The organism is Pantoea sp. LMR881, from assembly GCF_027157825.1.
Classification (GTDB): domain Bacteria; phylum Pseudomonadota; class Gammaproteobacteria; order Enterobacterales; family Enterobacteriaceae; genus Pantoea; species Pantoea haifensis.
The window spans coordinates 1,274,682-1,298,604 of record NZ_JAPVOK010000002.1 but is presented as its reverse complement, the minus strand read 5'-3'; the positions used below and the strand labels follow the sequence as shown (position 1 = coordinate 1,298,604).

24 protein-coding genes and 3 pseudogenes are annotated in these 23,923 nt (G+C 51.9%); 10 read left to right on the top strand and 17 right to left on the bottom strand.

What is annotated here, in order from left to right; genetic code table 11:
- Window positions 1–23: 23 nt before the first annotated feature.
- Window positions 24–1,199, bottom strand: coding sequence for an iron-containing alcohol dehydrogenase (locus O3W44_RS07970; RefSeq protein ID WP_269294394.1), 1,176 nt, complete (start codon window positions 1,197–1,199; stop codon window positions 24–26).
- A gap of 259 nt (window positions 1,200–1,458) precedes the next feature.
- On the opposite strand from O3W44_RS07970, the gene gntT reads away from it, so the two are divergent.
- Entirely contained in the window at window positions 1,459–2,775 is a 1,317-nt protein-coding gene (gene gntT, locus O3W44_RS07965; protein WP_269292642.1) for a gluconate transporter, read from the top strand.
- A 39-nt stretch (window positions 2,776–2,814) separates the two neighbouring features.
- Here the strand turns inward: gntT and O3W44_RS07960 are convergent, their stop codons facing one another.
- Together O3W44_RS07960 and O3W44_RS07955 are read right to left on the bottom strand one after the other, a co-directional pair.
- Window positions 2,815–3,897 (bottom strand): malate/lactate/ureidoglycolate dehydrogenase, encoded by a 1,083-nt coding sequence (locus tag O3W44_RS07960; protein ID WP_269292641.1) that lies wholly within the window; start codon window positions 3,895–3,897, stop codon window positions 2,815–2,817.
- 100 nt (window positions 3,898–3,997) lie between these two features.
- On the bottom strand, window positions 3,998–4,243 hold the full coding sequence (locus tag O3W44_RS07955; protein WP_269292640.1) for a hypothetical protein: 246 nt from the start codon (window positions 4,241–4,243) through the stop codon (window positions 3,998–4,000).
- Between the two features lie 259 nt (window positions 4,244–4,502).
- On the opposite strand from O3W44_RS07955, the gene O3W44_RS24955 reads away from it, so the two are divergent.
- Together O3W44_RS24955 and cspE are read left to right on the top strand one after the other, a co-directional pair.
- Window positions 4,503–4,586: a membrane protein gene (locus O3W44_RS24955; protein ID WP_019105993.1), complete on the top strand. Its 84-nt coding sequence runs from the start codon at window positions 4,503–4,505 to the stop codon at window positions 4,584–4,586.
- Between the two features lie 962 nt (window positions 4,587–5,548).
- Window positions 5,549–5,758, top strand: a complete 210-nt coding sequence (gene cspE / locus O3W44_RS07950) for a transcription antiterminator/RNA stability regulator CspE (protein WP_006118399.1) — start codon at window positions 5,549–5,551, stop codon at window positions 5,756–5,758.
- Between the two features lie 43 nt (window positions 5,759–5,801).
- On the opposite strand, the gene O3W44_RS07945 is transcribed toward cspE, so the two are convergent.
- Entirely contained in the window at window positions 5,802–5,963 is a 162-nt protein-coding gene (locus O3W44_RS07945) for a hypothetical protein (RefSeq protein WP_269292639.1), read from the bottom strand.
- Window positions 5,964–6,162: 199 nt separating this feature from the next.
- On the opposite strand from O3W44_RS07945, the gene O3W44_RS07940 reads away from it, so the two are divergent.
- Window positions 6,163–6,594, top strand: a complete 432-nt coding sequence (locus O3W44_RS07940; protein ID WP_269292638.1) for a GNAT family N-acetyltransferase — start codon at window positions 6,163–6,165, stop codon at window positions 6,592–6,594.
- Here the strand turns inward: O3W44_RS07940 and O3W44_RS07935 are convergent.
- Window positions 6,572–7,927, bottom strand: a complete 1,356-nt coding sequence (locus O3W44_RS07935; protein WP_269292637.1) for an aminotransferase-like domain-containing protein — start codon at window positions 7,925–7,927, stop codon at window positions 6,572–6,574. The two genes, O3W44_RS07940 and O3W44_RS07935, sit on opposite strands and share 23 nt — an antisense overlap.
- Before the next feature lie 131 nt (window positions 7,928–8,058).
- Here O3W44_RS07935 and O3W44_RS07930 point away from each other — a divergent pair, with 131 nt between their 5' ends.
- From O3W44_RS07930 to tatE, 6 genes are all read left to right on the top strand, one after another.
- Window positions 8,059–9,024: an ABC transporter substrate-binding protein gene (locus tag O3W44_RS07930; protein WP_269292636.1), complete on the top strand. Its 966-nt coding sequence runs from the start codon at window positions 8,059–8,061 to the stop codon at window positions 9,022–9,024.
- Window positions 9,025–9,026: 2 nt separating this feature from the next.
- Window positions 9,027–9,821 carry a deaminated glutathione amidase gene (locus tag O3W44_RS07925; RefSeq protein ID WP_269294393.1) on the top strand — a complete coding sequence of 265 codons (795 nt, stop codon included), beginning with the start codon at window positions 9,027–9,029 and terminating at the stop codon, window positions 9,819–9,821.
- Between the two features lie 21 nt (window positions 9,822–9,842).
- Complete coding sequence (locus O3W44_RS07920) at window positions 9,843–10,730, top strand: ABC transporter substrate-binding protein (RefSeq protein ID WP_269292635.1); 888 nt, start codon at window positions 9,843–9,845, stop codon at window positions 10,728–10,730.
- Complete coding sequence (locus O3W44_RS07915; protein WP_269292634.1) at window positions 10,727–11,683, top strand: amino acid ABC transporter permease; 957 nt, start codon at window positions 10,727–10,729, stop codon at window positions 11,681–11,683. The genes O3W44_RS07920 and O3W44_RS07915 overlap by 4 nt, the downstream gene beginning before the upstream one ends.
- A complete protein-coding gene (locus O3W44_RS07910; RefSeq protein WP_269292633.1) occupies window positions 11,680–12,450 on the top strand; it encodes an amino acid ABC transporter ATP-binding protein in 771 nt (256 codons plus the stop codon). Before O3W44_RS07915 ends, O3W44_RS07910 begins: the two co-directional genes overlap by 4 nt.
- A 102-nt stretch (window positions 12,451–12,552) precedes the next feature.
- Window positions 12,553–12,756, top strand: coding sequence for a twin-arginine translocase subunit TatE (gene tatE, locus O3W44_RS07905; RefSeq protein ID WP_269292632.1), 204 nt, complete (start codon window positions 12,553–12,555; stop codon window positions 12,754–12,756).
- A 198-nt stretch (window positions 12,757–12,954) separates the two neighbouring features.
- Here the strand turns inward: tatE and lipA are convergent, their stop codons facing one another.
- The 12 genes and pseudogenes from lipA to lptE all read right to left on the bottom strand — a co-directional run bounded on the left by lipA (window position 12,955) and on the right by lptE (window position 23,911).
- Window positions 12,955–13,920, bottom strand: a complete 966-nt coding sequence (gene lipA / locus O3W44_RS07900) for a lipoyl synthase (protein WP_269292631.1) — start codon at window positions 13,918–13,920, stop codon at window positions 12,955–12,957.
- A gap of 142 nt (window positions 13,921–14,062) precedes the next feature.
- Window positions 14,063–14,747, bottom strand: a pseudogene (gene lipB / locus O3W44_RS07895) (lipoyl(octanoyl) transferase LipB).
- A 79-nt stretch (window positions 14,748–14,826) separates the two neighbouring features.
- Window positions 14,827–15,090 carry a DUF493 family protein YbeD gene (ybeD, locus tag O3W44_RS07890; protein WP_215847365.1) on the bottom strand — a complete coding sequence of 88 codons (264 nt, stop codon included), beginning with the start codon at window positions 15,088–15,090 and terminating at the stop codon, window positions 14,827–14,829.
- Window positions 15,091–15,248: 158 nt separating this feature from the next.
- Window positions 15,249–16,459 (bottom strand): annotated as a pseudogene (gene dacA / locus O3W44_RS07885) (D-alanyl-D-alanine carboxypeptidase DacA).
- Window positions 16,460–16,579: 120 nt separating this feature from the next.
- Window positions 16,580–17,668: an endolytic peptidoglycan transglycosylase RlpA gene (gene rlpA, locus O3W44_RS07880; protein WP_269292630.1), complete on the bottom strand. Its 1,089-nt coding sequence runs from the start codon at window positions 17,666–17,668 to the stop codon at window positions 16,580–16,582.
- Between the two features lie 10 nt (window positions 17,669–17,678).
- A complete protein-coding gene (mrdB, locus tag O3W44_RS07875) occupies window positions 17,679–18,791 on the bottom strand; it encodes a peptidoglycan glycosyltransferase MrdB (protein ID WP_269294392.1) in 1,113 nt (370 codons plus the stop codon).
- A gap of 8 nt (window positions 18,792–18,799) precedes the next feature.
- Window positions 18,800–20,703: pseudogene (mrdA, locus tag O3W44_RS07870) on the bottom strand (peptidoglycan DD-transpeptidase MrdA).
- Between the two features lie 34 nt (window positions 20,704–20,737).
- Complete coding sequence (rlmH, locus tag O3W44_RS07865; RefSeq protein WP_269292629.1) at window positions 20,738–21,208, bottom strand: 23S rRNA (pseudouridine(1915)-N(3))-methyltransferase RlmH; 471 nt, start codon at window positions 21,206–21,208, stop codon at window positions 20,738–20,740.
- A 3-nt stretch (window positions 21,209–21,211) separates the two neighbouring features.
- Complete coding sequence (rsfS, locus tag O3W44_RS07860) at window positions 21,212–21,529, bottom strand: ribosome silencing factor (protein ID WP_269292628.1); 318 nt, start codon at window positions 21,527–21,529, stop codon at window positions 21,212–21,214.
- A gap of 117 nt (window positions 21,530–21,646) precedes the next feature.
- Window positions 21,647–22,291: a nicotinate-nucleotide adenylyltransferase gene (gene nadD, locus O3W44_RS07855; RefSeq protein WP_269292627.1), complete on the bottom strand. Its 645-nt coding sequence runs from the start codon at window positions 22,289–22,291 to the stop codon at window positions 21,647–21,649.
- The gene (gene holA, locus O3W44_RS07850) at window positions 22,284–23,315 is read right to left on the bottom strand and encodes a DNA polymerase III subunit delta (protein WP_269292626.1); all 1,032 of its coding nucleotides are present in this window, start codon (window positions 23,313–23,315) and stop codon (window positions 22,284–22,286) included. The genes nadD and holA overlap by 8 nt, the downstream gene beginning before the upstream one ends.
- Window positions 23,312–23,911, bottom strand: a complete 600-nt coding sequence (lptE, locus tag O3W44_RS07845; RefSeq protein ID WP_269292625.1) for an LPS assembly lipoprotein LptE — start codon at window positions 23,909–23,911, stop codon at window positions 23,312–23,314. Before lptE ends, holA begins: the two co-directional genes overlap by 4 nt.
- Window positions 23,912–23,923 lie beyond the last annotated feature (12 nt).

The following is a 23,923-nucleotide window of genomic DNA, read 5'->3' as shown; positions in this document are numbered from 1 at the left end:
AGCATCATGCTGCCCGGTTTATATCAATTCCCTGGCCATGCCTGGACGATCATTTCACGCATCTCATCACGACTGTAATTCAGCAACGCGTTTTTACTGTTGGCGCGAGCCAAAACCCACTCTGTTTCCTCTGATGAGAGGGCAGGCCCTGCAAGCCAAAACGGCGTAATTGCCTGTTGCTGTAGCCACTCTTTCAGGTAACGTGCCGGGCAACCGGTGGCATGAGGGAACAACTGCTGGTGCAGTTCGCACATTAACTGCTGTTGCCCGGCGTGCTGGCTTTCGGCCAGCCGGTCAAGAAAAGAAAATAACAGCCGCCCACATACTTCGCCGTGGTGGAAGGGCTTGATAGCGCCGATTTCGCCCGCAATACCGTGAATAACCCCCAATCCTGCACTGTTCAGGCAAACCCCTCCCAGCCAGGAGGCCATCATCATCGCCTCACGGGCTTTGTCACCTTCTTCATCTTCCCGGTTCAGGGTCGGCCAGGCCTGTACAAACTGACGTAAGCCGGTTAGCGCCAGTTGACGAGTGAACAGCGTGCCCTTGTTTGACAGATAGGCTTCAAAAAGATGGGTAAACGCATCAATACCACAGGTCACCAGCACCTTATCAGGTGATCCTTTCAGCAAGTCAGGATCGAGTATCGCTGTCCGCGGCACAAAAACCGGATGGCGTAGCGAAGCCTTGACCTGAATGTCATGCTGATCGGTAACAACGGCATTTTGCGTCGCTTCACTGCCGGTTCCGGCGGTGGTTGGCACGGCGATTAGCGGCAACGTAATGGGTTGAACCGGGGTGTCACCGACTTTTTCCAGATAGCGTGCGGTAGGCAAGGGGTGCTGTATCATGGCGCTGAAGGCTTTTGCCGCGTCCAGCACGCTCCCGCCACCAATGGCAACCACACGATCGACATGTCCGCGCCAGCGGGATACCCAGCCATCAATGTCGGCGGGCGACGCTTCATGACGCACAATTTCATAGCCGATAATATGATCGTTTAAGGCTGACTTTAGCCGCTCGTAAGCCGGGCCTTGCAAGAAAGAGCGACCGCAAAACAGCAGCGTCGGTTGTGGCTCCGCTGCCAGCAGCGGTATCAGTTTATCGAGGCTTCCACGACCAAACAGGGTTCGTTGATTACTGTACAGCTCGCTCAGATTGTCACTCACCAGCGCATCCTTCCAGGTTTTCGCTAAAATTTGAGTGTAACGAAAAGCGCGCCGCTGGCCTTAGCAAACTTTCTGATAACGCTCAGGCAAAAAGTTGATCACCTTCGCAAAACGGAAATTCACCGTTCTGAGAGTGATGCTTAGGCGCAATGTTACCCTTAACATGTTATCGGTAACAGCGATTGTCAATTTGTTAACACAACTTACAACGCTCATTCTGTCTCCTTAAGGGACAACGATAACAAACCGGCACTGCTGCTTTTTCACAGTGCGAAAGGTGGAGAAAATTATGCCCTTACTCTACGTGGCGATCGGCGTTGCTTTACTGCTGCTGCTCATGATTCGCTTTAAACTCAATGGTTTCATCGCACTGATTTTAGTGGCGCTGGCGGTCGGTGTGATGCAGGGCATGCCGGTCAACAAAGTCATTACCTCAATCAAAACCGGTGTAGGCAGCACGCTCGGCAGTCTGGCGCTGATCATGGGCTTCGGCGCCATGCTGGGAAAAATGCTCGCCGACTGCGGTGGCGCGCAGCGTATTGCAACAACGCTTATCGAAAAGTTCGGTATTAAGCATATTCAGTGGGCGCTGGTTTTGACGGGCTTCACTGTAGGGTTTGCGCTGTTCTATGAAGTCGGCTTCGTATTAATGCTGCCGCTGGTGTTCAGCGTTGCTGCCTCTGCGCGTGTGCCGCTGCTGTATGTTGGTGTACCAATGGCGGCAGCACTTTCCGTTACACACGGCTTTTTGCCGCCACACCCTGGCCCGACGGCTATCGCAACGCTGTTTAATGCTGACATGGGTAAAACACTGCTGTTTGGCACCTTGCTGGCTATTCCCACAGTGATTCTGGCTGGCCCGGTTTATGCGCGTTTTTTGAAAGGCATTGATAAGCCAATTCCGCAGGGGCTTTACAACCCGAAAATCTTCACCGAAGCAGAAATGCCTGGATTTGGTGTCAGTGTCTGGACGTCGCTGGTTCCGGTCATTTTAATGGCATTACGTGCGGTGGCGGAAATGCTGTTGCCGAAAGGTCATGTATTACTGCCTTATGCCGAGTTTTTCGGCGATCCGATCATGGCAACCTTGATTGCCGTGCTGATTGCGATCTTTACCTTCGGTTTGAACCGGGGGCGCAGCATGGAGCAGGTGATGGATACGCTAACCGATTCGATCAAAATCATCGCGATGATGTTGTTGATCATTGGCGGCGGCGGCGCGTTCAAGCAGGTGCTGGTAGACAGTGGTGTAGACAAATATATCGCAAATATGATGCATCAAACCACGCTTTCACCCATCTTCATGGCGTGGTCGATTGCTGCGGTACTGCGTATTGCGCTGGGCTCCGCCACCGTTGCGGCGATTACCGCAGGTGGCATTGTCGCACCGCTCATCGCAACCAGCGGTGCCAGCCCAGAGCTGATGGTCATCGCCGTAGGTTCTGGCAGTGTAATCTTTTCACACGTCAACGATCCCGGTTTCTGGCTGTTTAAAGAGTATTTTAACCTGACGATTGGCGAGACAATTCGCTCATGGTCTGCGCTGGAAACCATTATCTCAGTATGCGGTTTGATTGGTTGTCTGTTGCTCTCTTACGCGCTGTAAGGATTAACCGCTGGGGCGTTTCTGTCCCAGCGGAATCCGTTAGCCTGCCATCGCGCGGAAGGTGTTTAATGCGTCCTCTGGCATGCCTGCCTGCTTTGCCGCCTGACAAATTTGCTGCCAGCTGGTGGCATCCAGTGGAATACCCGATCGCTCGCGCGCTTCCCGATTTGCCTCTTCCCATTCGCCTGGCACCTGAATCGGCGCTTCGCCACTTTGCGGTGAACGCTTCACCCAGGCGATAAAGGCTTCCGCCTCATCCTGCATTGCCGGTGCATCAAACGCATCGGGATTGAGGATGATGGTTGTCATACAGTTAAATATCGCACTGCTCTCTTTCTGCACTGTCGCATCGTGTGTGGTTCGACCGCCTGATAACGCGCCGCCCAGGATCTCGCACATAGTCGCCAGCGCGTAGCCTTTGTGCAGGCCAAAAGGCAGCAATGCGCCAAACGGCGGCTGATGCATCACTCCAGGCTGGGTGGTGCCCTGACCTTGATGATCGATAAGATAACCTGGCGCAACCTCGACACCTTTATTCCAGGCAACGCGCGTTTTGCCGTAGGCTATACCGCTGGTGGCAAAGTCGAGCAGCAGCGGTTTGGCATTACGACGCGGGAAAACAGCACAGAATGGATTGGTGCCGAAGCGGCGGTCACTGCCACCGAAAGGGGCCACCATCGGATCGCCCATGACATTGACAAAATGAAACGAAACCAGCCCGGCAGCGGCACACTGCTCAGCCCAGTGGCCAATACGCCCAATGTGGTGGGAATGATGCAAACCTACCGCGGCGATACCCAATTTCTCAGCGCGCTCAATGCCGAGGCGCATCGCTTCCCAGGCTGCAACCTGACCAAAACCGTTGCGCGCATTGAGCGTGAGCACGGCTCCGGCATCTTTTTCCACTACAGGCCGTTGATTGAGTTGCAAATGTCCTTGTGCCAGCGACGCCATGTAGCTGGGGATCATGCCGACACCGTGTGAATCATGCCCGGCTAAATTCGCGGCTACCAGATGATCAGCTACCAGGCGCGCTTCTTCCGCTGCGCTACCCGCACAGAGCCAAATCGCCTGGACAAACTGATGTAAATCAGAAGAATTGATACGATATACCGTGCTCACATTGTTCTCCTTTATTTGCTGACTTACCGCATCCTGCGGCGAATAGCTCACAACGGCAAGCAAAAGAAGGGCCGCAAGACGCGGCCCAAACAGGCAGGTTTTAGTGAGGCTGTTCGAAACCGGCTTTAATCATCTGCTCACGCAGTGCGCGCGTAATTTCGCGATTGCCGCCAGTGACAGGGTAAATCACATTATTCACCACATCATCCAGGTAGTGTTCCTCAAACTCTTGTCGCGTAAGTTGAGTGCCGCCTTCATCGTTGATGGCGAACGTACCTTTGATGTGCTCACCGCTGTTTTTAGCTTTCAGGCTATAGCGGCCCATGCTGGTATTAATCGTGCTCATAAGATCTCCTTATTACTGATTTCAAATCATCACAATTGAGGCCTGCATTTGCCGCATAAATTTTAGTTGGCATAAGCATGAAGAGCGAAGCGGCAGTAAGAATGAAAAAGCTCTTATTGCGACCTGTCTCGCAGAAATAAATCAGGCTTTACGCGAGGAAATTTCATGAAACAGGCGGCATACGCTTTTACGGCAAAGCGCAAATGTTCGCCTATACTCTTTACAGGAAAGGTTTTTTTAATGGCTAAGGGAGAAGGAAATGAAAATAATTCTGTGGATCATCGCTATCATCTTTATTGTTGGTCTGTTAACCCTGACAGGGGTGTTTAAACTGATTTTCTGACACGGCGGGCACCCTCAGGTGCCCGAATTAGTGTTATCACGCTTAAGTAAACAGTGCGAAATGGGATCGACTTTCGTCACTGGCAACAAGTCATGAACCTCAAAACGTTTTTTACAGTATGCGCAGCAGGCGCCGTGAAAAGATTTGTGGGTTGATGTGTCATCAGTAAAAACAAATTTTGCGCTGCCACAACGCGTGCAACGAATCTTCATTACCATGGCGTATTTATCTCCCTCCTGGAATTAAATCCAATCAATTTTAACAAAATGTGCAAGAGAAAGTTAAATATTCCTAATTATTAACTTACGGCGACTAATTTTTATATTTTGTTGAATCTGCGCTAATTTTTTAGCATTACTGCGTTCCAGAGCAGGATTCGCTCGAATAAAAAACAGCTTTCTTTAACATAGGTCATGCTTATGACGCGAGTGTAGATTATTTGCGCATTTATTTATCGCTGGCCCTGGGCTGTCAAGGGGTTTCTGAAAGGGCATCTGTTTCTTTCACAGCCTGAATCCTTCAGGTAATCAATAGTATAAAGTTCACCTTGATGTCTGATTTCTGCGACGCTTGTTAACAACAGCTCGCGCACGGTTGCAGGTTCTGACATGAGGCGTATGGAAATTAACGTCTTAAGGAGCCGGTTTACCGCAGGCATTAGGCACGTAACAGTTGGGATTATTTTCCCGTTCTGGTGCTGTTAGCTGTCACATCAATGAGTTATGGTGCACTTGATGTTCAAATAGCTTACATTCCATGGAGTTACAGCTGGGAGAATCTCTTTTTTGCCCGACTGCGCTGGTCATTTTAAGCAAGCAAAAAAGTGATAAAGTGTGATGAGGATAAAGAATGTCGATATTTATCACTTTTCCATCAATCCCTACTGGACAAATCACTCCACAATTGCTGTACTAGACGCCGACACAGTTTAGTGTCCATTTTTCATGTAAAGGTAATATTAGATGTCTAAGATCAAAGGTAACGTTAAGTGGTTTAATGAATCCAAAGGATTCGGTTTCATTACTCCTGAAGATGGCAGCAAAGATGTATTCGTACACTTCTCTGCTATCCAGAGCAACGGCTTCAAAACTCTGGCTGAAGGTCAGCGCGTTGAGTTTGAAATCACCGACGGCGCAAAAGGCCCATCTGCTGCTAACGTTATCAGCCTGTAAGTTAACAGTCAGAATTCTAAAAACCCGCTCCTGGCGGGTTTTTTTATCCCTGCCACCAACAGATCAACCAGCCTACAACCGATCCCAGCGCCAGCAAAAACGCCATCAGTTCATTCCAGCTACGCGGCATTATCATCACCATCCTTTTCCATTCAGCCGACAAGAAGCGTGGCAGATTTGCGTTAAATACGCCTGACAGTGGCATGACAGCCTGATGACGTGACCTGAAGCGTTTGCTGAACGCTTTTTAAACAAGCGCGCAAGAAGGCAAACCCGACTCGCCTTCTGCAAGGTAAATAATGACGGGACTATGATCTTAGTAACATATTTATAACAATCGATACTTGCTGAATCTGTTCTGCCAAGGCTATATAACACAACCACTACGCTATTAAGGAGGCAGGATGAACATACGTCGGGCACAGGCTAAAGACAGCTTTGCGTTAAGCGCATTACTGGCAGAATTAGGGTATGGCGGCACGGAAAGTTTTATCGATCAGCGCCTTGCTCAGCTGATTACTCACCCAAACGAGATGCTGTTAGTGGCTGAACATGGTCATCAGGTGCTGGGTTTTTTATCGATGCATTTTATTCCGCAACTGGCGCTCGCCGGGGATTTTGCGCGCATCAGCTATTTCTGCATTGCTGAAGGAGAACGCAGTAAAGGCGTAGGGCAGCAGCTTATTCAACATGCTGAAGCCATAGCAGTACAACGTGGCTGCGATCGGGTAGAGGTACATTGCAATATCTCACGCCTGAAAGCTAACCAGTTCTATCTGCGTGAAGGCTATATTGACTCCCCGACTTATCGCACTAAAGATTTGCGCTCAAACTGATTTCGCGCCCAGAAGCGATAACCAGCGCACTGGCAATCATCTCCAGCTGTTGTTCATGCAGGCTGGCAATGCTGACGCGGATAAACTGCACTGGTCCAAGTCGGCAACGCTCGCCTGGCAACACTGCGATGCCGCGAGCGGCCAGCGTGATCATGGCAAACTGTTCTGAAAGCACCGGAATATAAATACTCAGGCCATCACGTGCTTCAAGCAACATTCCTCGCGCGGCCAGCGCCTGCAATAAACGCTCGCGCCGTACACGATAGCTTTCTTTTGCGTAGGCAATTTGCTGCTGAGTGGCGGCATCTTCCAGCAGCCAGGCTACCGCATCTTGCAGAATACGGCTGGTCCAGCTCACGCCAAAATTACGCCACGCCTGGATACGCTTAACCATCTCTGCTGTGGCCGAGAGCACTGCCAGGCGCAAATCAGGCCCGTATGCTTTAGAAAACGAGCGCACATGGATTGTGCGTTCAGGAAACGCCGCGCCTAAACTCCAGGCTGGCGCAACAGAGAGATCACCAATACCGTCATCTTCGACAATGAGGGTTGCACTGCTGGCAAGCACCTGAGTCAGTTCGTGGCGACGCTGAGGGCTAATGGTGTGGCCAGTAGCCGAATGGGTACGCGGCTGGTAAATCACCATTACCGGCGATTTCACCAGCAGTGTAGACAACACCTCTGGCAACGGGCCTTCGCTGTCGCAGGCCAGAGGTAAGATTTCCGCGCCGACATTATCCAGCATATCCAGTAAACGTGTTGCAGTGGGATCTTCGATGATGACGCGATCGCCTGGAGAAACCAGCGTTTGTACCACCAGATTCATAGCATCGAACCCGCCATCGGTGGCTAAAAACGCTTCGGCTGGATAAGGCCAGCGAGGCTGCACAGCACGCAGTAGCTGTGGTGAGATGGCTTCACGGTGATAGCTGTTTAGCTGCGGAGACTGAATCGCCGCCTGTAATGCCAGCTGCAAATTTGGCAACAAGGCTGGGTCTGGTGAAGCCATTGCTAAATCGGCCTGGATGTTATCACCGTAATTGCCAATTTTCTCGAAACGGATGGGTCGTGGCATTACTGTATTACCACTTACCCAGACGCCGCTGCGGCCTTTACCTGCCAGCACTTTCTGCTTCTTTAGCTGCGCCCAGGCAGCCGAAACGGTTGCCGGGCTCACGCCCAGGACTTCTGCTAACTCGCGTACAGCGGGCATTTGCATACCCACGGCGATTTGACCTTCGCGGATCAAGGTAGAAGCTGCCAGCGCAATACCTTTTACCGAAGCCTCGTTTATCTGGCTGCTGAGCCAGTGGAGATCGACTGTGTGCGTCATAAGAAAATAGTTTGTTCAGTAACAAAGAAATGATTGTTCAGATAAGTATTCCGGATCTAGTATCAATTTCAAGCACTATTTGACGAATAAATAATCGCAGCCTGACTGCACTGGCAAGAGACGGGGAAAAAATGGAAAGGCTTACCATCAGACTGGCGGTTCGGGACTGGGACTATTTCACGCCGCTGGCGCTCGGCGATATCGCGCCAGAAAAATTTGATTTAACGATCGATCGTGTGGGTACGCTGGTGAATGATCTTGCCACCCATCAACGCTATGACGCAGGTGAAGTCTCTTTTAGCCGGTATGCACAAGGCCGGGCAAAAGGTGACACATCGCTGCTTGGCTTGCCTCACTTTCTGATGCGCGGCTTTCGTCAACGCTGCATTATCACGACCACTGACAGCCCCGTCACCACGCCCGCGCAGTTGAAAGGTAAACGAATTGGCGTGACTGGCTGGCAGGATTCTGGCAACACCTGGACGCGCACCGTGCTGCGTGAAGCGGGTGTAGAGATTGATGATGTCTGGTGGTTTGCTGGTCGCCTGACGGCTGAGCATCCGATTGTTGATCGCCTGGCGGGATTTGGTCGTCCGGGCCGTATTGAACCGGCACCGGGTGAGCGTCCGCTGATTGAGTTACTGAAAGCGGGCGAACTGGATGCCGTATTTACTCCTTTCATGCCAGACGGCTTTTTCCTGCCCTCTTCTGGCCTGCGTCAACTGCAACCCGATTTCTACCAGGCCGAACGGGATTACTTCAACCGCGTCGGTTATGTGCCGGGGATCCATATTCTGGCAATGAAACCCGCCCTGGCAGAGCAACATCCATGGCTGCCTCAGGCGTTAAGTGAAATCATTGATCGCTCTTATCGCCTCTGGATGCAAAAACGTGAAAAGTATGCGGATACCACACCGTGGTTACTGGACGACTTGCGACGCACCGCGCAGGAATTACCGGCCAACTGGAATGAAAATGGTTTTGCCGTTAATAAGAAGATGATTGCAGATTTCGCTAACGAACTTTTTCAACAAGGCCTGACAAAAACATTGCTGACGCCAGAAGCCATTTTTCCGGCGGCAGGTAAGGGGGAATGATGATGAAAGTCGCGATGGGGCAATTTGCCGTAAGCCGTGAATGGCAGGAAAACGCTGATATTTGTCTTGATTTAATGAGGCGTGCGCAACAGGGCGGGGCACATCTGTTGGTGTTGCCTGAAGGAGTGTTAGCGCGAGATATCGCGGATCCCGATTTGGTCCTGAAAGCAGCCCAGCCCCTGGATGGTCCTTTTCTGACGCAACTACTGGCAGCCAGCAAAGGCAACGATTTGACCACAATGATGAGTGTGCATGTTCCGACAGAGGCGCAAAAAGCCCTTAACGTGCTGATCGCCATTCGCAACGGTGAAATCATTGCCGCCTATGAAAAATTGCATCTTTATGACGCGTTTGCCATGCAGGAGTCTCAGCGCGTTAATCCCGGTCATGTGATCCCGCCACTGGTAGAGGTTGCAGGAATGAAAGTCGGCCTGATGACCTGTTACGACGTGCGCTTTCCTGAACTGGCGCGACGGCTGGTGCTGGACGGGGCCGATGTTCTGGTGCTGCCAGCAGCCTGGGTTAAAGGGCCGCTAAAAGAGATGCATTGGGAGCTGTTAACCACCGCACGGGCACTGGAAAACACCTGCTATATGGTGGCGGTCGGTGAGTGTGGTCCCCGCAACATTGGCAACAGTCTGGTCATTGATCCACTGGGCGTGGCGATTGCTAAAGCCCCGGAGTCGAGTGCATTGGTGTTTGCGGATCTTGATCCACAGCGTATCGCTTACGCGCGCAGCGTTTTGCCGGTACTGGAAAATCGTCGCTTTGCCCGACCTGAATTAAAAACACACTGACCGCATTGGGGAAAACAGATAATGAAAAAGATAGCGACTGCAATAACGCTGGCTTTGAGCCTGACTGCAACGTGGCTGCATGCTGCTGACGTTATTCCGCCGCAAAAGCTTGATCAGGCTTTGCACGATCGTTTACCTGAAGAGATCAAAAAAGCGGGCAAAATGATTTCAGTTAATAACGGCTCGTTTCCGCCGTATGAAATCGTGACTGGCCCGCACTCCATGGATGGTGCCTCTGCGGATTTAACCACGGCGCTAAGCCAACTGCTCGGCGTGAAAATTGAGCATGCAACGGTAAGTGGGTTGTCAGGCGTATTAGCGGGTATTAATTCGGGTCGCTATCAGTTAGCCATTGGTCCCGTCGGTGACTATCCCGATCGCCAACAGAAAGTCGACTTTGTTGATTTTGTGCAGGAATTTGTCGTGTTTGGCGTGCAAAAAGGTAATCCGGCAAAAATTAACACGCTGGAAGATACCTGCGGCAAGCGTATTGCCGTTATGGCGGCCGGTTCTGCTGAACAGGTGATCCGCAAACAGTCTGCTGCCTGTACTGCTGCCGGTAAGCCTGCCGTGATAGTGCAATCTTTTACCGATCAGCCTTCCTCTATCCTGGCGGTGCGTTCAAAACGGTCTGATGCTTTTTTCTCTTCTCAGGCACCCCTGACCTATTTTATTGAGCAGGCAAATGGTCAACTGGAACTGTCGGGCAAAGGCCAGAAGAACGGTTTCGGCGATATCTTTCAGGGCACAGTGGTGCCAAAGGGATCTGAACTCGGCAAAGTTGTGCTGGAGGGTTATAAAACGCTTTATGAAAACGGCACTTATGCAGCCATCATGAAAAAGTGGCAGCTGGACGGCAATATGATTAGCGAACCGGGATTTAATTTAGCGAAGGGGGCGGCTAAATGAGTTTACACACCAACGATTCGCGAGCCAGGGATAAGGCCGACGTGCAACAGCGCGACGTGGCTTTTGCCCGCAGCGCACCCACATATGGACGCTGGGTCTCATGGATTGTGGTGCTGGTCATCGCCACCAACCTGCTGTGGTTGGTGGCAACCAACCCCAATTTTGAATGGCACGTGGTGTTGCAGTGGTTTACTGAAGGCTCAGTGCTAAAAGGATTACAGGTTACGCTCGGTTTAACTGTGATCTCCATGATTTTAGGGACGCTGCTGGGCTTATTACTGGCAGTTTGGCGTTTATCAGAAAACAAACTGCTGAGCGGCATTTCTGGCTTATACATCTGGTTTTTTCGCGGCACACCGCTGCTGGTGCAACTGATTTTTTGGTACAACCTGTCGACGCTGTTTCCAGCGTTATCGCTCACTGTACCCTGGACAGAAATCACTTTTGCCAGCTGGAACACGAACGATCTTATTACACCGTTAACGGCAGCCATTGCCGGGCTGGCGTTGAATGAAGCAGCCTATATGGCAGAAATAATCCGCGCAGGTTTGCTCTCTGTTGATAATGGGCAGGTAGAAACCACACAGGCTTTTGGTATGAGCCGAACGCGCGCGCTGCGTCGCATCATTATTCCACAGGCGATGCGCTCAATTATTCCACCGACCGGTAATCAGCTCATCAGCATGATTAAAGCCACGTCGCTGGTAAGTGTTATCGCGATGGGCGATCTGCTCTATTCGGTGCAGGCGGTATACAACCGCACCTTTGAAATCATCCCGATGTTAATGGTCGCGGTGATTTGGTATTTGCTGATTACATCTGTTCTGAATATCGGTCAGTCAGCGATAGAACGTTATTATGCGCGCGGTAGCCGACGTGTGGTGGTGGCGACAAAACGCCCTGCAGCATCGCCGATTCCGGCTGCATCGCTGGTGCAAAAGGAGGATGTATGAGTGCTGTTGAACCTTTAGTCTGTGCGCGTAATGTGCAAAAAAGCTATGGCGATAACGCGGTGTTAAAAGGTATCGATCTGGATGTTTATCCCGGTGAGGTGGTTGTCATTCTGGGACCGTCAGGCTCGGGTAAATCAACCTTTCTGCGCTGCATTAACCATCTGGAAGATATGAATGCGGGATCGATTAAGGTAGGGGATCAGCAAATTGGTTATGAGCTGAAGCGTAATCTGCTGCATCGCTTGTCGCCACGCAAAATTGCACGTCAGCGACAAAAAATTGGCATGGTGTTTCAACAGTTCAATCTTTATCCCCACATGACCGTGCTGCAAAACATCATTGAAGCGCCGATTGGTGTACATAAATTTCCGCGAGAGGCTGCGCTAAAGCATGCTAAAGAGCTTTTGGCGACGGTTGGACTGAGCGATAAGGCTGATGCCTGGCCGCGGCATCTTTCCGGCGGTCAGCAGCAGCGTGTTGCGATTGCACGCGCACTGGCGATCAAACCCACCCTGATGTTATTTGACGAGCCAACCTCTGCGCTCGATCCAGAACTGGTCGGTGAAGTTTTGGCGACAATGCGGACCCTGGCCGATCAGGGATTGACCATGATAGTGGTGACGCATGAAATTGGTTTTGCACGTGAAGCGGCGGATCGCGTTGTTTTTATGGATGGCGGTGTTGTGGTAGAGCAGGGTACTCCAGAAGAAGTCATTGTAAATCCGCAACATCCTCGTACTCAGGCATTTCTCCGCCGTTTTATTTAATAAAATGGGTGATCTTACTCTGTTACAGATTGCAGTTGAGCTGTTTTTAAAACTGCGCGTAAATAACAGTCACCGTTTTTCGCTGAGGTTGAAAGGTTAATTATGGAAGGTATCAGTATTGCCAAACTGCTGATCATCGGTGCGCTCATCGTACTGCTCTTTGGCACCAATAAGTTACGTTCACTGGGTGGCGATCTGGGCTCCGCAATCAAAGGCTTCAAAAAAGCCATGAAAGATGATGAATCCAGCGCAAACAAAAATATGGCTGAAGAGGTTCCGGCAGAACGCGTAACGCATAAAGAGTAACTTATTGTCTTCTGACAATAAATGTTACCTTTTATTTCTGATGGAAGTAAAAACCAGACCTTCTACAGTCTGGTTTTTTTGTCGGCAAGAGAGGGCTTTGCCATGTTGATATACCGGCAGAACAACCCATGCGGCTGACGGTAACCGAATGTAAACCTGTTGCATGAGGCCGTCTCAGGCGAAACGGCCAGCAAAAGATTATTTAACTTCCAGACCTTTGGCCTGCATATCGGCATGATAAGAAGAGCGGACAAACGGACCGCAGGCCGCGTGGGTGAATCCCATGGCCAGGGCTTCTTCTTTCATCTCATCAAATTCAGCCGGGCTGACGTAACGTTGTACCGGCAGGTGATGGCGACTCGGCTGCAAATACTGGCCCAGCGTCAACATCGTCACGCCGTGACGACGTAAATCACGCATCACTTCAACGATCTCAGCGTTAGTTTCGCCCAGGCCGACCATCAAACCTGATTTGGTTGGCACATCAGGGTGCGCTTCTTTAAAACGCTCCAGCAGCTTCAGTGACCACTCATAGTTCGCACCAGGTCGTACCTGACGGTAAACGCGCGGCACGTTTTCCAGATTATGGTTAAACACATCTGGTGGCGTCGCGGTAAGGATTTCCAGTGCACGATCCATACGACCACGGAAATCCGGCACCAGGGTTTCGATTTTAATCGCGGGGTTTTTCGCGCGGATGGCGCTAATGCAGTCAGCGAAGTGCTGAGCACCGCCATCACGCAAATCGTCACGGTCAACCGAGGTAATCACAACGTAGCGCAGGGCCATATCCGCGATGGTTTGAGCCAGTTTACCGGGTTCGTTGGCATCCGGTGCGTTTGGACGTCCGTGAGCAACGTCGCAGAACGGACAGCGGCGAGTACAAATTGCGCCGAGAATCATAAAGGTGGCAGTGCCGTGGTTAAAGCATTCGGCGAGATTAGGGCAGGACGCCTCTTCGCAGACCGAGTGCAAACCATTTTTACGCATTGCCGCTTTGATGCCCTGGATACGACTGGAATCCGCAGGCAACTTGATTTTCATCCATTCCGGCTTACGCAACATCTCTTGCCGTTCGGTGGTCACGGTTTTCACCGGGATCAACGCCATTTTGTCTGCGTCACGATATTTGACGCCGCGTTCCATCTGAATTGGTTTACTCATAAAATCTGCAGGTTCCGGTCGGATTGCGATTTGAAAGCCTTCTCAGATAACTGAAGAGCGGTGCTTTCAACTTTATTTGAAAAAAGTGCAAAAATTATATCATTTCATCGTCGGAGAAGCAGCCATCCTGACGCGGGAAACGTTACATATTTGTAAATTCGCATTCGCCGTTAAGGAATGGCGGGTTTTCATCAGTCTGCCACTCAAGCTGTTCATAACCAAGTAAGCGAGCAAAAGCTGTGACGAGCAGTGGCTGAACATCAGGCACGCGCACCTCAGGCTGAAAATGTTGCAACTGGGTCATGCTCATGCCGGCATATCCACAGGGATTGATGCGCAGAAAAGGTGATAAATCCATCGCGACGTTAAGAGCAAGTCCATGGAATGAACAGCCTTTACGGATGCGTAGCCCCAGTGAACATATTTTTTCCTCACCCACATAGACGCCAGGTGCATCTGCGCGCGCGCGCCTCCACACCAAAATGGGCCAGCGTAGCAATCACCGTCTCTTCAAGCGCAGTCACTAGCTGGCGCACGCCAATTTTGCGTCGCTTCACATCAATTAGCACGTACATAATCTGCTGACCGGGGCCGTGATAAGTGACCTGACCGCCGCGATCGCTTTGTATCACGGGAATATCACCGGGCATCAACACATGTTCAGCTTTGCCTGCCTGGCCTTGGGTAAAAACGGGATGATGCTCTACCAACCAGATCTCATCACGGCTGTTGCCGTCCCGGTGATCGGTATAGTGATGCATAGCGTCTGATACGGGCTGCCAGTCACGTAAACCTAACTGGCGAACAAGGAGCGTTTCAACTGACAAAACAGAGGTCCGTTAAAGGGGGAAGCTGAGTATAACGTCGGCAAAGAGTAAGACCAATACCCTTCGCCGACGTGGGCTGTTACAGCACCATACGAACGATTTCGATTTTACCCAACTCCTCGTACAGTTTTTCAACCTGCTCGATGTGGGTAGCAGTAATCGTAATATTAACGGAGTGATAATTGCCTTTGCTGCTCGGCTTCACTTCTGGACTGTAGTCGCCGGGCGCATGGCGTTGCACCACTTCAACCACTTGATCAACCAGCTCCGGTTGTGCCAGACCCATTACTTTATAAGTAAACGGGGTAGGAAATTCGAGCAGTTCATTCAGTTTGGTTTTCATATTGACTCCGGTGCATAAAAACAGGCTCCCGCCTGAGCGGGAGCAATATAATAACGTGTTATGGGGTTGCTGTGGCGACTTTTCAATCCGCCTTCCCGTCATATTTCAGGCTGCAAATACAGTGGCGTTTTGCCCTGCAGCCTGCATGATGTCAGGGTTTAGCCAAACCAGTGGTGGAACATCAGCTTGATATAATCAACGATTCGGCTGAAGAAACCGCCTTCAGAAACCTCATTCAAGACCACTAACGGACGTTGATCGATGGTTTTACCATCCAGCTGGAAGTTAATGCTGCCAACGACCTGATTTTTCTTTAATGGCGCATGCAGCTCAGTATTCGTTAACACGTAGCTGGCTTTGAGATCTTTCATGCGGCCACGCGGGATGGTGAGATAAGCATCTTTATCCACGCCGAGTTGTACGCGATCGCTATTACCAAACCAAACCGGCTCCGAGGCGAATTCTTTACCTGCTTTCAGCGGAGCGACTGTTTCGAAGAAGCGGAAGCCCCAGGTCAGCAGCTTTTTGCTTTCCGTTTCGCGGCCTTTGTAAGTATGTCCACCCATCACGGCAGAGATCAAACGCATCTGACCTTCTGTGGCCGAGGCGACAAGGTTATAACCTGCCGCACTGGTATGGCCGGTTTTGATGCCATCGACGTTCAGGTTAGTGTCCCACAGTAAACCGTTACGGTTCATCTGGCGGATGTTGTTAAAGGTAAATTCTTTCTCTTTATAGACGGCATACTCATCTGGCACGTCACGGATCAAGGCCTGACCAATTAACGCCATATCGCGTGCCGAGCTGTACTGGCCGTCTGCGTCCAGGCCGTGTACCGTCTGGAAATGCGTATTTTGCAAACCGATCGCTTTAACGTAGTTGTTCATCAGGTTTACGAACGCATCCTGACTGCCTGCCACGTAATCTGCCATTGCCACGCAGGCATCATTACCTGACTGCAGCACGATACCGCGGGTTAACTGTGAAACCGGCACGCGATCGCCAGGTTTCAGGAACATCAAAGAAGAGCCTTTAAACACCGGGTTACCGGTTGCCCAGGCGTCCTGGCCCACGGTCACGATGTCATCCTGATGGATTTTACCGGCCTTAACGGCCTGGCCAATCACATAGCTGGTCATCATTTTGGTCAGGCTGGCGGGATCGCGACGGGCATCCGCATTCTTCTCAGCCAGCACCTTACCTGAATGGTAGTCGATGAGCACATAGGCTTCGGCATCAATGTCCGGGACGCCCGGAATCATGGTTTTGAGATTAACATCATCAGCAATAGCGGCATGGCTGAGAGAAAAGCGATCAGTGATCCCACTGTCAGGCGTTTCAGCAAACGAGATGATTTCAGCGTGTTCATGTATAGGACTACAACATCCGTGGGTTGAGGTTAAAAAAGTCACTCATCATAACAAATGCCTGTTTTACAGGCATCTGACGTAATAAATGGGTGGTTAGCAGAGGTTACGGTTAAGGCGTATCACATTCCTTGTCGGGCCGTGGTAATAAACGATGCGATTTGAGCTTCGCTGCTCAAACGCTGTTGCAGCGCAGCAGCTTCAGCACGCGTTTTATAACCGCCTAACTGCACACGATAAACATTACCCGCTGTTTCAACGGTGCCCGGTACGCCAAAACGCTGGCTTAAGCTTCTCTGCAGTTGCTGCGCACGAGCGGCGTCATTCAATGCGCCGACCTGCACAACATAGCCCGCAACCTGCTGTGCAGGGGTGTGGCCCGGTGCGCTGCTAACGGCTGGCGCGGCAGCGGGAGCCGCAATGACCGGTGCAGGTTGTGGTTCGCTGCCTTCAAGAACACCATTCGGTAAAGGCTGAGGGGCACCGAGGAAACCGCTGCTTTGCACCGGCGCGCCCATGTTATCGCTGCTTTGCAACGTGCTGTTGCTGATGGCCTCAACATTCTGCGGCTCAGGCATGGATTGCATTGCGTTACCGCCGCTCATTACCGAACCGCCACTCAGATCCGGGCGCGGGGGCAGGGAATAGCTTTGTTTGGCAACCACCGTGCCAATGGTGCCTGGACCGGAAAGTGTGCCATCCGGGGCAACATTAATGAAATCCACGCGCACGCGAGTGTTATTTGAAATATTAAGGCGGTCGCCTGCGGCACGTGACAGGTCAATGATGCGGCCTGGCGTATAAGGGCCACGGTCATTTACGCGCACCACAATCTGGCGACCATTGGCGATGTTCGTGACGCGCACATAGCTCGGCAACGGCAGCGTAGGATGCGCCGCGGTCAGTGCATCCGGATCGTAGCTTTCACCAGTGGCGGTTCGCTGACCAGCGGCCTCGTCGCCATACCAGGTAGCCAGACCCACCTCGCTGAAGTTCGAGGGATCTTTAACGATGCGATAAGATTTGCCATTGACGCTGTAATCCTGGTGAGTAGCCGGATTAATCGGCTCATAGCGCGGTTCAACGCCTGGGATCTCAACCACCGGGCCGTTATATGCCGGCTGTGGTGGCGCAGTATTTTGCGGTTCCGGGGTGGAACAGGCAGCTAAAACCAGTGATGCCAGTGCAACGCCAAGCCATTCCTTACGCATGTGCAGCCTCTTAAACACTTTTAGATAACATTTTTCGGTGAGTATGGATCGACATGACGATGCCGAATCCTGCCATAAGCACGATAAGCGCAGAGCCGCCATAACTGACCAGCGGCAACGGTACGCCAACCACCGGTAAGATACCACTAACCATGCCAATGTTAACGAAAACATAAACGAATAAAATCAGCATTAAACCACCGGCCATCACGCGTCCAAATGTGGTTTGCGCACGCGCCGCCACGATTAAACCGCGCATGATCAGCAGCAGATAAAGCACTAATAAAATCAGCACGCCGACCAGTCCCAGCTCTTCCGCCAGTACGGCGAAAATAAAATCGGTGTGGCGCTCGGGCAGAAACTCCAGCTGTGACTGGGTGCCTTGTAACCAGCCTTTACCGCGCAGACCGCCAGAGCCAATAGCGATTTTAGACTGAATGATGTGGTAACCGGCACCAAGCGGGTCGCTTTCGGGATCGAGCAGCATCATTACCCGATCACGCTGATAATCGTGCATCAGGAAGAACCAGAGAATCGGGATAAACGCTGCAACCAGGACGACCGCCACGCCGATCAATTTCCAGCTCATGCCAGAAAGGAACAGCACAAACAGGCCAGATGCCGCCACCAAAATTGAGGTGCCCAGGTCAGGCTGCGCCGCCACTAACAGCGTAGGTACAAAGATCAGAATCAACGCAATGCCGGTATTTTTCAGCGTTGGCGGACAGACGTCACGGTTGATAAAGCGTGCCACCATCAGCGGCACGGCAATTTTGGCAATTTCCGACGGCTGAAAGCGCACCACGCCTAAATCGAGCCAACGCTGCGCGCCTTTACTGATTTGACCAAAGGCATCGACTGCAATCAGCAAAATGACGCAAATAATGTAGAGATAGGGTGCCCAGCCTTCGTAAACGCGGGGCGGGACTTGCGCCATGACAATCATGATCACCAGACCCATTACAATCTGGCCGATTTTACGCTCCATCATGCCAGGATCCTGGCCGCTGGCGCTCCAGATAACGATGGCGCTGTAGGTCAGCAAACCTAAAATGACCAGCATAAACAGCGGATCGATATGGATGCGCATCCAGATCGATCTTTTCTGCGGGCTATCGTTCATGGACATGTTTATTCACCTTCGTAGCCGGGCGGTGTTGGCGCAGCGTCCGGCAGGACAGTATTGTTATCGCCTAACATAATGTGATCCAAAATCTGACGCATCACGGTGCCGACTGCTGGCCCCGCGCCACCGTTTTCTAAAATTATCGTGACGGCAACACGTGGTTTATCGTAAGGCGCAAAAGCCGTCATCAGCTTGTGGTCGCGTAAGCGTTCGGCAATTTTGTGAGCGTTATAGGTTTCGTTTTCTTTCAGGCCAAACACCTGCGCGGTGCCTGATTTGGCCGCTATTTTGTAAGGGGCATCGGCAAAGCTTTTGTGTGCCGTACCATTGGCGCGATTCGCTACGCCATACATGCCGTCTTTAGCGATTTCCCAGTAACCAGAATGAATATCACCAATCGGTTCGCCTGGCGGCTGGCGCCATGGGATGATACTGCGTCCTTCACGAGTAGCGCGCAGCATGTGCGGCACTTTGACCACACCGTCGTTAATCAGGATCATCAACGCTTTGTTCATCTGCAACGGCGTGGCTGTCCAGTAACCCTGACCAATACCGACCGGAATGGTGTCACCCTGATACCAGGGCTTTTTGAATCGCTTCATTTTCCACTCGCGTGTTGGCATATTGCCCGCACTCTCCTGCGGCAGGTCAATCCCGGTGCGGTGTCCGTAACCAAATTTATTCATCCACTCAGACAGGCGATCAATGCCCATGTCATAAGCGACCTGATAAAAGAAGGTATCCGCAGACTCTTCCAGCGATTTGGTGACGTTGAGACGACCATGGCCCCATTTTTTCCAGTCACGGTAACGTTTTTCCGAGCCGGGTAACTGCCACCAGCCGGGATCGAACAGGCTGGTATTACGGTTGATCACACCCGCGCTCAGGGCAGAAACCGCCACATAAGGTTTTACAGTGGAGGCGGGCGGATAAGAGGCCTGGATGGCGCGGTTGTAGAGCGGGCGATTTTCGTCGTTTAACAGCCCACGGTAATCTTTACTGGAGATACCATCGACAAATAAATTCGGGTCATAGCTGGGCGTTGACACCATTGCCAGAATTTCGCCAGTACGGGGATCGCTGACCACGACCGCAGCACGGCTGCCCGCCAGCAGCGTTTCGATATATTGCTGTAGCTTGAGATCGATGGTGAGGTAAATATCACGTCCCGCCTGCGGCGACTGCTCGTGCAACTGGCGGATCACGCGGCCCCGGTTATTAACCTCAACCTCTTCATAACCGGTTTTGCCATGCAGAACATCTTCGTAATAGTTCTCTATGCCTAACTTACCAATATCATGCGTAGCGGCGTAGTTCGGCCATTTTCCCTCTTTATCGAGGCGTGCGACGTCACGATCGTTGATTTTGAAACATAACCAACCACATGCGTCAGCGTCTGACCATAGGGATAATAACGACGCTGATAGCCTTTTACCTCAACACCGGGGAAGCGATATTGATTAACGGCAAAGCGCGCAACCTGCACATCGTTCAGGCCGGTTTTAACCGGAATAGAGGTAAAGCGGCGCGAGCGTTTACGCTCTTTTTCAAAGGCATCAAGATCTTCGTCAGTGAGATCGAGCACCGGGCGGAGATTTTGTAATGTCTGCTTCAGATCATCGACCTTTTCCGGCACTAACTCCGCCTGATAAATGGTGCGGTTAAGCGCCAGCGGCGTGCCGCTGCGGTCATAGATAATGCCGCGGCTGGGGGCGACCGGCACCAGTTTGATGCGGTTTTCGTTGGATCGGGTACTGTAATCGTCGAAACGTAAAATCTGCAGGTGGTAAAGATTGACCACCAGCACGGAGGAGAGTAATAAAATGCCGACGAAAGCGATCAACGCCCGGCGGACAAAAAGTTTCTGTTCGGCGCTATAATCGCGAAAGGCGTTGCTTTGTAATTTCATCCGCTACTTGTCATGTCTGATTAGGGCTTATCGGTCATTCACGATGATAAGGATGATTTGCCGTAATGCTCCATGCACGATAAAGGCTCTCCGCAACCAGCACGCGCACCAGCGGATGGGGCAGCGTCAGTGCTGACAGCGACCAACTTTGCTCTGCCGCAGCTTTACAGGCGGGAGCCAGGCCTTCAGGACCGCCAATCAGCAAGCTGACATCACGGCCATCCTGCTTCCAACGCTCTAACTGCTGCGCCAGTTGTGGCGTTTCCCACGGCTGACCCGGAATATCCAGCGTGACAATGCGATTGCCTTTACCGACAGCCGCTAACATCGCTTCACCCTCTTTTTCAAGAATGCGTTTAATGTCAGCGTTTTTTCCGCGCTTGCCCGCCTGAACCTCTGTCAGCTCAAACGGCATATCTTTAGGGAAGCGGCGCAGGTATTCCATAAATCCGGTCTGCACCCAGTCAGGCATTTTGGTGCCAACGGCAACAAGTTGCAGTTTCACCCGTTAGCTCCAGAGCTTTTCCAGTTCATACAACTGGCGGCTCTCTTCCTGCATCACATGCACAATGACTTCGCCGAGGTCAACAATGACCCAGTCTGCGGTGTTTTTGCCTTCAATGCCCAGCGGCATCAGTCCTGCGGCGCGGGATTCCTGCGCGACATGATCGGCAATTGACGACACATGGCGGGTTGACGTACCGGTGCAGATAATCATGCAATCAGTGATGCTGGACTTGCCCTGCACGTCGAGTGCAACGATATCCTTGCCTTTAAGATCATCGATCTTATCAATAACGAACTCTTGGAGTGCTTTACCTTGCAAAAGGTTCCCCTTTAAAACTGGTGATGGCGGGCCGGCTGAAAGCCCGGATAATGCACAGACAGACAGTGCTGAGATAGTGCAGCCAAAAATCAAGCGGCGCAGTATAGCATGACGAAATTAGTCGCGATATAAGCCAACGCGGTTGATGTAGGCGATAACGGCAGCGGGCAGAAGCGCGTCGCAGGACAGGTTCTGGTGGAGGCGCTGGCGGATTTCCGTTGCCGATATAGTGTACAGTGGCGTATCTGCCAGCCAGATGCAACCGGCGGGTTGTTGATGCAGCTGCCGGAGATCATGCGTAATGTGCTGATCCAGCCACTGCTGCATGGCGGGTGTTTCCATCTCCGTCGGGTAGCCTGGACGTTGACAAACCAGCAAATGACATAGCGAAAGGAGATCCTGCCAGCGATGCCATTTGGCTAACGTTAGCAGAGAATCCTGACCAATGATGAATCCCAGTGGCTGCTGTTCACCGCATTCGGCACGCAGTGCTTCGAGCGTCGCCACGGTCCAGGATGGCGTGTCGCGCTGCAATTCGCGTGTATCGATTTCAAACAGCGGTTGTTGTTCAATTGCACAACGCAGCATATCAACACGCTGTGTGGCGCTGGCCTCTGGCTGTGGGCGATGTGGCGGCACATTGTTGGGCAGCAGCGTCACGCGCGTTAATCCTGTCTGCTGTGCCAGGGCCATTACAGGCCTTAAGTGACCAAAATGGATGGGATCGAAAGTGCCGCCGAGCAGCGCATGAAGATCAGACATGAGCAAAACTCGTTGGAAAAGCGCGGTTACATAGTAATAACGTCAAGGTTTCCAGCTGAGGCCAGATGGACTGACCATAATCCTGCTTCAGGGTAAGCTCAATCTGGGCCAGCAAATGTATGGCGCGCTGCAAGCGGGCAGCATCCAGTCGTTGCAACGCTTCCGTAAACAAGGCGCGGCGATTTTGCCAGATGCGCTGTTGATCCATTAATGTTCGCAGTGGTTGCTGCGCCTGATGGCGTTGCAAATGCAGCAACGTCAGCAAATCGCGCTGTAGAGTGCGCACAACAATAACGACTTCGCTATCCTCTTTTTCCAGCTGATGCAGGATATGCAGGGCGCGGCGGCTTTTGCCCGCCAGCAGAGCGTCTACCCAGTGAAATGGAGTAAAGTGCGCAGCATCGCTCACCGCTTCTTCAACACGTGGCAGGGTGAGTTTGTTGTCTGGCCATTGCAGCGCCAGACGCTCCAGTGCCTGTGCCAGCGCCAGCAGATTACCTTCATAGCAGTAGCACAGCAGTTGCACTGCGGCATCGTCAATGGTGAGCTGCATCGCCTTGGCACGATTCACTACCCAGCGCGGTAGTTGCGCCTGCTCTGGTGTCTGACACGGCACTAACACACCCTGAGCAGAAAAGGCTTTGAACCAGGCACTGTTTTCCTGGGCTTTGGTCAGCTTCGCCAGGCGGCAGATCACTAAAATATCGGCATGCAGCACGCTGGCTAACCTGAGCAACTGTTCTGTCATCGCCGCATTCGGGCCATTTTCAGGAAACTGCAACGTCAGCGTCTGACGTTGAGCAAACAGGCTAAGCGACTGACAGCTGGCAAACAAACTTTCCCAGTCGGTTTGGGCATCCAGGGTAAACGCGAAATGTTCTTCAAAGCCTTGTTTTGCTGCCGTAGCGCGGATCGCATCGGCGCTTTCCTGCAACAGCAATGGCTCGTTACCGGCTAATAAATAACAGGCGCGCAGCCCCTCACGAAGCTGCGCGCTGAGTTGTTCAGGATAAATCCTGATCATTGCAGACTGGTAGCAGAAGAAGAGGGCACTTCCCTGGAATCTTCACCCGGCACAGGAATGGAGGATTCAGGCAGTGTCTCTTTATTATTCAACTGCGCAGCATGCACGGTGAGCAATTTACGCACCAGTTGCTCAGCGGCACGTTGACGCATCTCCTGGACGATCATGTCTTGCTCGGCATCTTTGGCCAACGCCGCATTCGGGTTATCAAAGAAAGAACGATAAACCGTGGTGCTGATTGGATAGATCCCTTTGCCCGGCAGCAGAACCTGCGCGGTTACCGTCATCACCAGCTGATATTCTGCTGTGGTGCCGCTGATAAAGACCGACGCCGTGTCGCGACCTTGTTGTTCACCTCCCAGACGCAGCGTTGGGATATCGGTGCGGTTTTGCTTCGTGTCTTCAACCAGATTGACGTTGTTGAGACGCAATTGCTGACGCACCGTGCGAGCCAGCGGACCATAAGGATCGCCGGTAGTCACAATCAGCGTTTTCAGTTCAGCCGGCACCTGCGTGGTGCCGCGTGGGTGAAAACCACAGCCAGCGGTGATCAACACCGCCAGCGTGACAAACAGCCTGATAATCGGATGTCGCACAGTTCCTCCTGA